This window comes from Streptococcus infantis, from assembly GCF_047464155.1.
Classification (GTDB): Bacteria; Bacillota; Bacilli; order Lactobacillales; family Streptococcaceae; genus Streptococcus; species Streptococcus infantis_U.
Map to the genome: position 1 here is coordinate 510343 of NZ_JASHCL010000001.1, position 11901 is coordinate 522243.

Sequence of the window (11901 nt, forward strand, 5' to 3'; positions counted from 1 at the left end):
TTTATTTTATAATTTATTTCCGACATTGATACGGTTAATAGCACGTTGCAATGCAATTTTAGCACGGCGCTCTTGGTCGATTAAGTGTTTGTCTTGTGCTTCTTCGATTTCACGTTCTGCACGAAGTTTAGCACGTTCTGCACGACTAACATCAATATCGCGCGCACGTTCAGCTGAGTCAGCAATAATGGTAATGACATTATTAGCAATCTCAATGATTCCTCCGTTTACTGCAATCCAGTTCACATGAGTATCATCATCGATGCGTTTAACCTTTACTTCATCAACTGCTAGAACCGCAATCATATTTTCATGTCGTGGCAAGATCCCCATCTCACCATCCAGAGTTCGTACCGATACAAAGCTGGCATGGTGATCATAGACGAGGCCATCTGGTGTCACGATCTGGACAGTTAAATGTGCCATAGATCACCTCTTAAAATCCCATTTTTTCAGCCTTAGCAATAACGTCTTCGATTGAACCTACTCCACGGAAGGCATCTTCTGGAAGGTGATCGTATTTACCGTCAAGAATTTCCTTGAAGCCACGAACAGTTTCAGCTACTGGAACATAAGAACCTGGTTGACCTGTAAATTGTTCCGCAACGTTGAAGTTTTGTGACAAGAAGAACTGAATACGACGTGCACGAGCAACCAAAGTCTTTTCTTCGTCAGAAAGTTCATCCATACCAAGGATTGCAATAATATCTTGCAACTCATGGTAACGTTGAAGCACACGTTTCACTTCAGCAGCTACTGCATAGTGCTCTTCTCCAACAATTTCAGGTGCCAAGGCACGTGAGCTTGAAGCAAGTGGGTCAACGGCTGGGTAAATCCCCAATTGAACCAATTTACGTTCCAAGTTAGTTGTTGAGTCCAAGTGAGCAAAAGCTGTTGCTGGCGCTGGGTCAGTATAGTCATCCGCTGGCACATAGATAGCCTGGATAGAGGTTACAGACCCCTTCTTAGTTGAAGTGATGCGTTCTTGCAATTGACCCATTTCTGTTGCGAGGGTTGGTTGGTAACCAACGGCTGAAGGCATACGACCCAAAAGGGCAGATACTTCTGAACCAGCTTGCGTGAAACGGAAAATGTTGTCAATGAAGAGAAGAACGTCTTGACCTTCTACATCACGGAAGTATTCAGCGATTGTCAAACCAGTAAGGGCAACACGCATACGTGCTCCTGGTGGCTCATTCATCTGACCAAATACCATGGCTGTTTTTTCGATAACGCCTGATTCTTTCATTTCCCAGTAGAGGTCGTTACCTTCACGAGTACGTTCCCCAACACCAGTAAATACTGAGATCCCACCGTGTTCTTGGGCGATGTTGTGAATCAATTCTTGGATCAATACGGTCTTACCAACTCCGGCACCACCGAAGAGTCCGACCTTACCACCTTTAAGGTAAGGGGCGAGAAGGTCGATAACCTTGATCCCTGTTTCTAGAATTTCTGAAGAGGTAGACAATTCATCAAAAGTTGGTGCTTTTTTATGAATTGGCTGACGCTCTGCATCTTCACCAAAAGGAGCTTCCAAGTCAATGGTATCTCCCAAAACGTTGAAGACACGTCCTAGAGTTTCTTTCCCAACTGGTACTGAGATTGGACGGCCTGTGTCCAATACTTCCAAACCACGGGTCAAGCCATCAGTTGATTCCATAGCGATGGTACGAATCATACCATCTCCCAACTCCAAGGCTACTTCAAGGACGATTTTTGTTTTTCTTTCGTCATTTTTGTAGACGACAAGTGCATTATTAATCTCTGGTAGTTTCTCACCTGCTGCAAACATGACGTCTACAACGGGACCGATAACCTGAGCAATTTTACCTGAACTCATCTACTTCTCCTATTCTGTATAAGATACTATCGGTTCCTAGTATTACTAGGTCCTAAGTTCATTTCTCTGAGCAATATTGCTTTATTCCAAAGCACTAGCTCCTGCTACGATTTCTGTAATTTCTTGTGTAATCGCCGCCTGTCTGGCACGGTTATACTGGATAGTCAAATCATTGATAACTTTTTTAGCATTATCTGTAGCTGTTTGCATAGCCGTCATCCCTGCCGCATTTTCAGCTGTCTTAGCATCAATTATAGCACCGTAAATCATACTTTCTGCAAACTGTGGCAATAGTTGTTCCAAGATTTCTTCTCGACTTGTTTCAAGCTCAAATGTCAAGCTATAGTTATCATCTGCTTCATTTGGGTCCAAGTCGACAATTGGAAGCATCTGCTCCACACGCATTTGACTTGTCAGTGTATTCACGTGGTGGTTGTAGCAAACATAGAGCTCATCGAAAAGTTCATTTTGATACATTTCAATGGTTTTTGAAATAATCTTATGAACTTCATCGAAGCTTGGTTGACTGGCTAGACCACGCAATTCATAAATTGGCTGAATACCACGAGCTTTAAAGAAGTCTGCTCCCATACCACCGATACAGATGACTTCAAAATCATCACCTGAAGGATGGTATTCTTGCTGCAGTTCCATAACTGCCTTCAAGATTGAAGAGTTATATCCTCCAACGAGACCACGGTCAGATGTAATGACGATATAGCCTGTTTTTTTGACAGGGCGACTAATCAACATTGGATTCGTTGATCCGCCAGCACCATCTCCATGAAGGATATCTGTAAGGAGTTTACGGACTTTTTGAGCATAAATCTGGAAGTTGCGTGCAGCTTCTTCAGAACGACCTAACTTAGCTGCAGAAACCATCTGCATGGCGTTAGTAATTTGACTAGTATTTTTCGTTGAGGCGATTTTTGTTTTAATATCATTTAGAGATACTGCCATCTGACACCTCTATTCTTATTGGAAGCTGGATTGGTTGAGAAACTCGGTAATCGCAGCATCCAAGACTGCTTCATCTGGCAAGTCTTTTGTTTCACGAATAGTTTCCAAAATCTCTGGATGTTGCGCATCAAAGAAGGCATGGAATTCTTCCTCAAAACGAACAATATCATCTACTGATACAGTATCCAAGAATCCATGAGTCAAGGCATACAGGATGGTTACTTGTTTCTCAACAGGTAGTGGTTTATGAACAGGTTGTTTCAATACTTCTACAGTACGACGACCACGGTTCAATTTAGCCTGAGTAGCAGCATCCAAGTCTGAACCAAACTTAGTGAAGGCTTCCAACTCACGGTATGAAGCAAGGTCAATACGAAGAGTACCAGCAACCTTCTTCATGGCTTTAATCTGAGCAGAACCACCAACACGAGATACAGAAGAACCCGCATCAATAGCTGGACGAATACCCGCATTAAAGAGACTATCACTTAGGAAGATTTGTCCATCCGTAATAGAGATTACGTTTGTGGCGATATAAGCTGAGATATCTCCTGCTTGTGTCTCGATAAATGGAAGAGCCGTGATAGATCCACCGCCAAGCTCATCTGAAACTTTAGCAGAACGCTCAAGTAGACGACTGTGAAGGTAGAAGACATCCCCTGGAAAGGCCTCACGACCTGGTGGACGGCGAAGCAAGAGAGAAAGTTCACGATAAGCTACCGCTTGTTTTGAAAGGTCATCATAAACAATCAACACATGCTTACCTTGGTACATGAACTCCTCTGCCATAGCAACCCCAGCATATGGTGCGAGGTAGAGCAATGGTGAAGGCTGTGAAGCTGAAGCTGTCACAACGATTGTGTAATCCAAGGCACCATACTGACGAAGTGTTTCTACTTGTGTACGAACTGTTGATTCTTTTTGTCCAATCGCAACATAGATACAAATCATATCTTGACCTTTTTGGTTCAAGATAGTGTCAATTGCGATCGTTGTTTTCCCTGTTTGACGGTCACCGATAATCAACTCACGTTGACCACGACCGATTGGAACAAGGGCGTCAATAGCTTTCAAACCTGTTTGCAATGGTTCTGAGACAGACTTACGTTGCATAACACCAGGAGCTGGTGCTTCTACTGGACGAGTTTTATCAGTGTGGATTTCTCCAAGACCGTCAACTGGACGACCGAGTGGATCCACAACACGACCAATGAGACTTTCACCTACTGGTACTTCCATGATTTTACCCGTGCGACGAATGGTGTCGCCTTCACGAATATCTGTAAAGTCACCAAGAATGATGATACCAACATCCGTTGACTCTAAGTTTTGCGCCATACCATAAGAGCCATTTTCAAAAATCAACAGCTCACCACTCATGGCATTTTCAAGGCCATGAGCACGCGCAATCCCGTCACCGATGTAGGTTACAACACCAGTTTCACTCACATCAAAATTAGGTTTGAAATTTTCAATTTGTTGCTTAATTAAAGCGCTGATTTCTTGTGCGTTAATTGCCAAAAGAACACCACTTTCTATTTCAAATTTTCCTTAACAACTTTAAGTTGTTGTTTAATACTCACATCAATTGTCTTGTGATTGGCAATAATAACAAAACCACCGATTAAACTATCGTCGATTTTTTCCTTAATACTGCGAACCTTTAAAGACATCTTCTTCTCGATTAGAGGAAGGAGGCGTTCTTTCTGTTCGTCAGTCAAAGGATGTGCAGACAAAATAGTCACTTCAAAACGATTGGTTTCTTTTTCAAGACGATTCAAGCAATCTACAATCACATCATAAAAAAGATTGGATCGATGATTGTAAAGTATAACCTCGATAAAGTTTTGCATTAAAGGTGACACAGAACCTTGGAAAAAACGAACTGTTTTTTCTTTATCCAACTCATCTACTTCCACTTGCGCTAAAAAAGTAGGTAAGCCAGTTTCTTCAGCAACTTGCTTGATTTGAGTCAAGTCTGAAAAAATAGAGTCTTCTTCTCCTTTTTCAATCACCAATTGGACAAAAGGCATGCTGTATTTTTCAATTACCTTTAAAGTCTTTTTGTCCATTAAGCTTCTCCTAGCTGATCGATATACTGATCAATGAGTTCTTTATGGGCCTGACTGTCAAGGTTTTTAGAGAGAATTTTCTCAGCTAGACTGATTGTTAAGTCAGCTACATCTCCCTTAACACTTTGTAAAGCTTCAGCTTTATTTTGAGCAATTTCTTGGTTGGCTTTTTCTTTTAAGCGCCCTGCTTCAAGTTTAGCTTCGGCTAAAATATCGGCTCTACTTTTCTCAGCAGTTCCCTTTGCATTCTCGATAATCGTTTTAGCTTCGGTACGGCTACCTGCTAACTCAGCTTCACGTTTGCTAGCTAGTTCCTCAGCCTTTTTACGGGCTTCTTCGGCACCATCAATATCTGAAGAAATTTTTTCAGCACGTTCATCTAAGATGCTGGAAATATTTCCCCAAGCATATTTCTTCACTAAAAAGATCAATAAAAGGAAGGAACCAGCGATAAGAATAAAGTCACCGATAATGGTACTAATAGTTAAATCCATCTTCTAATCCTCCTCTACTTACTCTTCCCCTTCATTTATTTTTTTACCAATGTACATTGATGACAACATGGTAAATACATAAGCCTGAATACATGAAATGAAAATTGAAAAGGCTGTCCATAACATGTTTGCGATAAAGGCAAAAGGATACCAATACAAAGCATTTTGTGACAAGGTCAATAGCAATCCAGCTAAGACCTCACCGGCAAAAATATTTCCGTAGATCCGAATCGCCAAGGAAGCAAAATTGGTGAACTCTTCTAAAATGTTCATCGGAGTCATAAAGCCAGGTGTAACAAATGCTCTCAAATATTCTTTAACGCCTCTACGACGAACTCCTTCTACATGGGCGATCAAAGTGATCAATAATGAGAGGGATAAATCGTATCCAAGGTTAGCTGTTGGGGAAGTCCACAAGTTATAACCGTTTGTTGTTTGTACTTTTGCCATTAAGCCAATATTGTTGGCAACCAAGATAAACAGAAATAGAGAAAACAGAAACAAGGAATAATCCTTAATGTATGATTCTCCAATGTTTGGTTTGGTAAAACCAATCACAAAGTCATAAATCATCTCAAGAGCATTTTGTTTGCCCTTTGGACGGATGGTCATTTCACGACTTGCCCAGTAGACAAAGGCAAAAACCATCAAAACAGTTACAAGAGACATGGCAAGCAGGGTCAAATCAAAGGATATTGGTCCAATATTAACGGTTGGATTCAAACTTTCTTCCATGGTTTGACACCTCCATTTCTAAATAGAGTTGTCTATTTAATGACAAATGACATCGCCAAGGTTACAAAGAATGTTCCTTCGATAAAGGCAATCCCCATGATCATCAAACTACGCAATTGTGGGATGATATCTGGTTGGCGTGCTGCAGATTTGAACAAACCGTTCATCAAAAATCCTTCTGCAAGAGATACACCCATACAGGCAAGACAAAGTCCGAAAAATGTTAAATTCATGACGAATTCTCCTTTTTTAAATTAAATTTACCTCCCTAGTTTAGTCCTAAAATTTGCTTTTGTCAACTTTTTACTAGGAATGGAAGCGTTTTGAATCATTTATTTCCAATTTTACGATTTTCAAGACAATTATATAGAAAATTTTATTCCCTTTTCACGAACCTTTCACGAACCTTTTACTATCTTTCTATGTTTTCTGAAAACAAAAATCCGAGTTTTACAACTCGGATGTATCATTTTTTATCTGAAATAAATTGAGTGATGATTTTGACAAGCTGGATTAAATGCAGCTTTACAAAATGGACAAGTTCCCTTCTCGGTATACTCGACATACGTTAGTGTATTCCCGCAGGATCCACATAAGATGGGTCTATCCTCTTTCAGATTTAAAGGATAAGGACAAAATGTATGTGCTTCTATAGCATTGTGACACTGATAACAGGCGTAGTATTTCTTACAATCATAGCACTGAAGTGCTACGATATCTTTGTCACTATGGTAATGAACACATCTGCTTTCATCATCAACTAGTAAGCCCTGAGCTTGAATCATTATCTAATCCTTTTCTAGGCACGAACTGTGACGCTTGTCCCATCTTCTTTGTATAGATTAATCAGACCTTCTTTCAAAGCACGTACCATATCGCCAGCTTGTACTGGTTGAGGAACCTTGATGGTCAAAAGTTCCATTGGGTTTGGTGCACGGTCGATTTTATTTCCTTTAGCATCATGAAGGTCTTCAATATAAGTTTCAAAATGACGGAAACCTGGACCATAGAATTCAACTTGGTCACCTTCATTGATAACATTCCGTTGACGAATAGTTGCTGTTTGTGTAGCATCATCATAATCTACTACTTCCGCTACAAACTTATATTCTGGAATCTTACGACGAGCACCAAACAGTTGTTCGTTTTCAGATGGAGTTCCATAGTAGAATCCTGTAGCCAATTCACGTTGGGCTACCTTCCACATTTCATCAATCAGGTCTTGCTTGATAGCCTCAAACTTTTCAGGGCTCTCAAGGTAAGCATCAACGGCAGCCTTGTAGCAGTTTGTTACTGTTGAAACATAGTGGATGGACTTCATACGACCTTCAATCTTAAGACTGTCCACGCCATTTTCAATCATATCTGGAATATGGTCAATCATCGACATATCAACAGCTGACATGGAGAATTCTTCAGGAATTTCTCCCTTGAGACTCTTACGTTCCTTACCGAATGGCATGTCGTAAAGATCGTATTTCCAACGACAAGATTGTGAACATCCACCACGGTTGGCATCGCGCATACTCATGTGGTTAGAAAGGGTACAACGACCAGAGTAAGAGATACACATAGCTCCGTGGACAAAGGCCTCAATCTCCACGTCTGTACGTTTGCGAATTTCTGCCAACTCTTCCATGGAGACCTCACGCGCCAAAACGACACGAGTCAAACCAAGTTCTTTCCAAAATTCTAGTGTTTCATAGTTGGTTGCACTAGCTTGTGTTGACAGGTGGATTTCAAGTCCTGGTGCTTCCGTTGCTGCAATCATGATCAAGGCTGGATCAGACACGATAACCGCTGCAATACCGATGTCACGTAGTTTACGGAACCATTCTCCAGCGCCTTCCTCATTTCCTTCGTGCATAACCATATTGGCTGCTACATACACTTTAGCTCCATATTTAGCCGCAAATTTAACTCCTTCTTCCATCTGTTCGAAAGTGAAGTTTCCCGCACGGCTACGAAGACCATAGGCCTGACCACCGATAAAGACAGCATCTGCTCCGTATTGAACAGCTACTTTCAGTTTTTCTAGTGTTCCTGCAGGTGATAGAACCTCAGGACGTTTCAAAGTTTTTGTCATGTTTTCTCCTATTTGCAATATAAAAGTTTGACACTAATCTTTACCATTTTATAGCAAAAAAGTTTTAAAATCAAGTTTTGATTGATTGTTTAGACAATTTTAATTTTCTTCTAAAGTTCAAATTCATCGAACTGTTTCCAGTTTCCAAGAACTCCAGCCTTTGAAACGAATGGCTCCTTTTTTATCCGTTTTGTAGATTGCATTCTCAACTTCTTTATCTTCTTGGTTAATTACTTTAAATTTTTTCTTCTTGTCTACCGACATGACAGTCGTTTTAGGTTGTAAAGTTTTGAAGACCTCCACATCACTCTTTTTCTTCGATGCTTGCTGATGAGTTAGCACTACATCTGCTTGGAGCTTGGGATCATAGATCGTTAAGGAATTCTCCTCTATATTTCCAGTAATTAGAAAGGTTTGATGTAGTAGTTTTCCATACATGACTATTGAGTCTTTTTTATCCTTGTCTTGAGTTGCAATTACTTCCAAATGACTCCCAAAAACAAATAACTTCTCTCCTCTTTGTACAGCACGTACGTTGACTTTGCTTTGCTTGATCTCATCCATAAATTCTTGCTTAGATAGAGTTTCTTCAGTTACTAGAATTTCTCCTATCACGAAGGTTTTACTGATTTCTAACACATGGTCTAATTGCTTAGTTTCACTGTTCGTTAGCACAAGCTGATCAATCTTTGCGACTCCTCTACTTTTTAGATAAGGAATTAAACTACGCTTAGCATTACTCGTAGTGACTTTCTCCTGCCAAGCTTCTTTCTTGTCACGTTCAGATTTTTCTCCGACATCCAGTAGTATGGTCTTTCCTGTCATGTCTCTTAGGAAAATGCTCCGCCCCTGTTCCATATCTAGGACTGTGATTTCATTCTCCAGTGGATGTTTGGTTACTAAAAAGAGTGAGATAGCAACTATGACAAGCATAGATATTTTTTTCAAATTCTTTCGATAATCGTAGATGAGAGCTAAAGTAATCAAAAGAAGGATTAAAATCCAAAGACTCGGCTGACCGAAAACAAGAGGCCTCGTAGATAGCTGAGAAATATAGCGAATGATGTTTTCAAGCCATTCAAAGAGAAAGTTGAACTGGGTGATGGGATATATAAATGACAGACAGAAGAGAATCGATAAGAGCGGTAACAGGACCATATCAAATAAGAGTGAAAAGACAAATGTCAAGAGAATGGACCACGGTTGAAATTCTGAAAAATAAAATGATAAAATTGGCAGAATTCCCAAGGAAATAATGCAACTCTCTCTAACCAACCCTCTTATTCCTTCTATTTCTTCACCTGTCATGGTCAGTATAAAAGCATAGGCACAGGATAGAACCCCTCCAGCTGTTAAGAAAAAGTTCGGCATGATAAGAAATAGAATAAGAATCGTCAAAGCAAAATTATCTAGTGACTTAAAGCCATGCTGAGCCAATAGCTTTTGGAGGAGACTACGAATAACAGAGGCTGAAAATCCTGTCAAACCTGCATAGACCAATGACAATGGATAGGCTAACCATTTGAACTTCTCTTGCGTCAAACCCAAACGCAGAAGTAACTTCTTGAAAGCATCCATGAAAAATCCAACCTGCATTCCTGATAAAGCAAAAAGATGAATAATTCCTAGACTCGAGTAGAGTTCATTCATTTCCTCAAAATCTGTGTCCAAATGACCCAATAAGAGTCCCGTCATATAATTGCGCATGGGGTCAGGAAAATTCATTTTTATCCAGACAACTGCTTTTCTTCGCAAGCTGGATAGATTTTCTCCTATATCCCAGCTGGATGTTTTCTTTAATTCGACAATTTCCGATATGGTCAAGGTCTGATATATTCCTTGAGTTTTAAGGTAGTTTCGATAATCAAATCCGGCAAAATTACTTACTCCTTGAGGACTAGTTAGCTTTCCTTTTACCACCATCTCATGCAGTTCAGATAAGTGCTGAAATTTTTCTTTTTCAGCTTCAGACTGAAGTTTATAATAGACCTGAAAGAGCCTACCATCTGCCTTACCACGAAAGGATAAACTATCACCATTGACCTTGATAGTATCAGGCAAGATTCGTACCGTATCAACTGAGTCAATAAGATGTTGATTCGCTTCTTCTTGTTGCCATTTTTGAAATAAAAACCAGCTACCAAAAAGTCCACAAATCAAGAGGACCTTGGTCACAGTTTTCCATGGAAATTGTAAAAAGAGGCAGAGGAGTAAAAAGACAAAGCCCAAAAGTGCTAATACATTTGCTGAAAAGATTGCATAGTAGAGCCATAGTAAAAGAAAACTGAGATAGATTTTCGAGAAAGGAAAGCGACTAATCCACTGTAACATACTCTTTTAACTTTTCTATTGTTTTTGCACCAATACCAGAAACCTTTTTGAGTTCATCAACTGACTTGAACTTACCGTTGGACTCACGATGGTCAATGATATCCTGAGCACGTTTAGCTCCCAATCCTTTGACTTGTTTCAGCTCATCTAAACTGGCTTTATTGAGATTGACTTTCTTTTTTTCTTTGGTGTTGGAAGCATTTGACTGCGCCTCTTGACTAGTAGCTTCTTCCTTAGTCGGAACATAGACCAGTGTTTCGTCACTAATTCTCTGGGCAAGATTGATAGACTTACTGTCTGCATTATCTGTCAAGCCACCCGCTTTCTGGACAGCATCATTAATCCGACTTCCAACTGGCAAATCATAGATTCCAGGTGATTTAACAGCACCTTTGACATCAACAGTAATCATATCTTGTTCTACCACTTCTTCCTTCTGATTTTTATCTTCCTTTTCATCCGTCGAATCCTTTGAAACAGTTGTAACTTCAGTCTGTAACTTTGTTTCCTTAGCAGGTGTTTGAGCGACTGGTTTTAAGAGGAAAAATCCACCCAAGATTAAACCCAAACCAACACAGATGACGATGATTTTATATTCTTTTATTTTCTCGATAAATACTTCCATATTTTCTCCTCTCTTAGCTTATTCGTAGGAGAAAGAAAAAAACAGCTGAAAATCTTTTCAACTGCTTACTTATTTGCAAAATAATCTTCCTTGGTTAAGACATAATGGACATCTGTTACGAATCTTCCAGATTCATTTTTATCCATTCTAGCATATGGTTCTTCGTGAGAGAAGCGCATTCCTGATTTCTCCATGACCTTTCCTGATGCAGGATTATCCTTATCATGAAAGGCATCCAACTTATTCATTCCAATCTTTTCAAAAGCTAGTTCAATCACGGCTCGATTGGCTTCCGTTGCCAAACCTTGATTCCAATATTTTTGATTGATAATGTAACCAATGGCCGCCTTCTTAAGAACAGCATCCATCTTGTGCAGGTCAATAGTTCCGATAAACTCTCCAGTACTTTTTAGTTCAATTCCCCATCGGCCCAATGGATTGGCTAGATAAAACTGGGCAATATTGTTCTTAGTTTCCTCTAGACTTTGATTGGTTGGAAAAGTGTAGCGCGTATTTTCTTTATTTGAAGCATACTCAAACATGGCTTCTGCATCATCGAGCGTTACTGGTCTAAGTACTAAGCGTTCAGTTTCGATGATTGGATGCTTGGCTAGTTTGATAAATAGTGATTCCATGATTGTACCTCCTAAAATAGGTTGGTAAAAGAATAACATAAAAGAAATAGGTTTACAAGTTTTTCTTGCAATTTATAGCGGTTTCATATAAAATAAAAACATCACAAGAAAAGGTTGGGT

The 11901-nt window shown here is 39.8% G+C and carries 13 protein-coding genes; all 13 read right to left on the minus strand.

The window, feature by feature from the left end; genetic code table 11:
• Positions 1-6 precede the first annotated feature (6 nt).
• A complete protein-coding gene (locus QM810_RS02470) occupies positions 7-426 on the minus strand; it encodes a F0F1 ATP synthase subunit epsilon (protein WP_006148659.1) in 420 nt (139 codons plus the stop codon).
• A 10-nt stretch (positions 427-436) separates the two neighbouring features.
• Entirely contained in the window at positions 437-1843 is a 1407-nt protein-coding gene (gene atpD, locus QM810_RS02475; RefSeq protein WP_036757320.1) for a F0F1 ATP synthase subunit beta, read from the minus strand.
• An 81-nt stretch (positions 1844-1924) separates the two neighbouring features.
• Complete coding sequence (locus QM810_RS02480; protein ID WP_070677221.1) at positions 1925-2803, minus strand: F0F1 ATP synthase subunit gamma; 879 nt, start codon at positions 2801-2803, stop codon at positions 1925-1927.
• A gap of 15 nt (positions 2804-2818) precedes the next feature.
• A complete protein-coding gene (atpA, locus tag QM810_RS02485) occupies positions 2819-4324 on the minus strand; it encodes a F0F1 ATP synthase subunit alpha (protein ID WP_414253745.1) in 1506 nt (501 codons plus the stop codon).
• Between the two features lie 14 nt (positions 4325-4338).
• Complete coding sequence (locus QM810_RS02490; RefSeq protein ID WP_263393481.1) at positions 4339-4875, minus strand: F0F1 ATP synthase subunit delta; 537 nt, start codon at positions 4873-4875, stop codon at positions 4339-4341.
• Positions 4875-5369, minus strand: a complete 495-nt coding sequence (gene atpF, locus QM810_RS02495; RefSeq protein ID WP_214261795.1) for a F0F1 ATP synthase subunit B — start codon at positions 5367-5369, stop codon at positions 4875-4877. Before atpF ends, QM810_RS02490 begins: the two co-directional genes overlap by 1 nt.
• 18 nt (positions 5370-5387) lie before the next feature.
• Positions 5388-6104, minus strand: a complete 717-nt coding sequence (gene atpB, locus QM810_RS02500; protein ID WP_178894902.1) for a F0F1 ATP synthase subunit A — start codon at positions 6102-6104, stop codon at positions 5388-5390.
• 32 nt (positions 6105-6136) lie between these two features.
• The gene (locus tag QM810_RS02505; protein WP_001054551.1) at positions 6137-6337 is read right to left on the minus strand and encodes a F0F1 ATP synthase subunit C; all 201 of its coding nucleotides are present in this window, start codon (positions 6335-6337) and stop codon (positions 6137-6139) included.
• Positions 6338-6577: 240 nt separating this feature from the next.
• Positions 6578-6889 (minus strand): CHY zinc finger protein, encoded by a 312-nt coding sequence (locus QM810_RS02510; RefSeq protein WP_414253746.1) that lies wholly within the window; start codon positions 6887-6889, stop codon positions 6578-6580.
• A 14-nt stretch (positions 6890-6903) separates the two neighbouring features.
• The gene (locus tag QM810_RS02515) at positions 6904-8190 is read right to left on the minus strand and encodes a peptidase U32 family protein (RefSeq protein WP_263393479.1); all 1287 of its coding nucleotides are present in this window, start codon (positions 8188-8190) and stop codon (positions 6904-6906) included.
• A gap of 123 nt (positions 8191-8313) precedes the next feature.
• Entirely contained in the window at positions 8314-10521 is a 2208-nt protein-coding gene (locus QM810_RS02520; RefSeq protein WP_414253747.1) for a ComEC/Rec2 family competence protein, read from the minus strand.
• Positions 10505-11146, minus strand: coding sequence for a helix-hairpin-helix domain-containing protein (locus QM810_RS02525; RefSeq protein ID WP_414253748.1), 642 nt, complete (start codon positions 11144-11146; stop codon positions 10505-10507). Before QM810_RS02525 ends, QM810_RS02520 begins: the two co-directional genes overlap by 17 nt.
• Positions 11147-11211: 65 nt before the next feature.
• Complete coding sequence (locus QM810_RS02530; protein WP_414253749.1) at positions 11212-11781, minus strand: GNAT family N-acetyltransferase; 570 nt, start codon at positions 11779-11781, stop codon at positions 11212-11214.
• Positions 11782-11901 lie beyond the last annotated feature (120 nt).

Excerpts from the sequence above, each read along its gene's own strand:
- QM810_RS02470 (WP_006148659.1), bottom strand. The coding sequence starts at position 426 with ATGGCACATTTAACTGTCCAGATCGTGACACCAGATGGCCTCGTCTAT.
- atpD (WP_036757320.1), bottom strand. The coding sequence starts at position 1,843 with ATGAGTTCAGGTAAAATTGCTCAGGTTATCGGTCCCGTTGTAGACGTC.
- QM810_RS02480 (WP_070677221.1), bottom strand. The coding sequence starts at position 2,803 with ATGGCAGTATCTCTAAATGATATTAAAACAAAAATCGCCTCAACGAAA.
- QM810_RS02490 (WP_263393481.1), bottom strand. The coding sequence starts at position 4,875 with ATGGACAAAAAGACTTTAAAGGTAATTGAAAAATACAGCATGCCTTTT.
- atpF (WP_214261795.1), bottom strand. The coding sequence starts at position 5,369 with ATGGATTTAACTATTAGTACCATTATCGGTGACTTTATTCTTATCGCT.
- atpB (WP_178894902.1), bottom strand. The coding sequence starts at position 6,104 with ATGGAAGAAAGTTTGAATCCAACCGTTAATATTGGACCAATATCCTTT.
- QM810_RS02505 (WP_001054551.1), bottom strand. The coding sequence starts at position 6,337 with ATGAATTTAACATTTTTCGGACTTTGTCTTGCCTGTATGGGTGTATCT.
- QM810_RS02510 (WP_414253746.1), bottom strand. The coding sequence starts at position 6,889 with ATGATTCAAGCTCAGGGCTTACTAGTTGATGATGAAAGCAGATGTGTT.
- QM810_RS02515 (WP_263393479.1), bottom strand. The coding sequence starts at position 8,190 with ATGACAAAAACTTTGAAACGTCCTGAGGTTCTATCACCTGCAGGAACA.
- QM810_RS02520 (WP_414253747.1), bottom strand. The coding sequence starts at position 10,521 with ATGTTACAGTGGATTAGTCGCTTTCCTTTCTCGAAAATCTATCTCAGT.
- QM810_RS02525 (WP_414253748.1), bottom strand. The coding sequence starts at position 11,146 with ATGGAAGTATTTATCGAGAAAATAAAAGAATATAAAATCATCGTCATC.
- QM810_RS02530 (WP_414253749.1), bottom strand. The coding sequence starts at position 11,781 with ATGGAATCACTATTTATCAAACTAGCCAAGCATCCAATCATCGAAACT.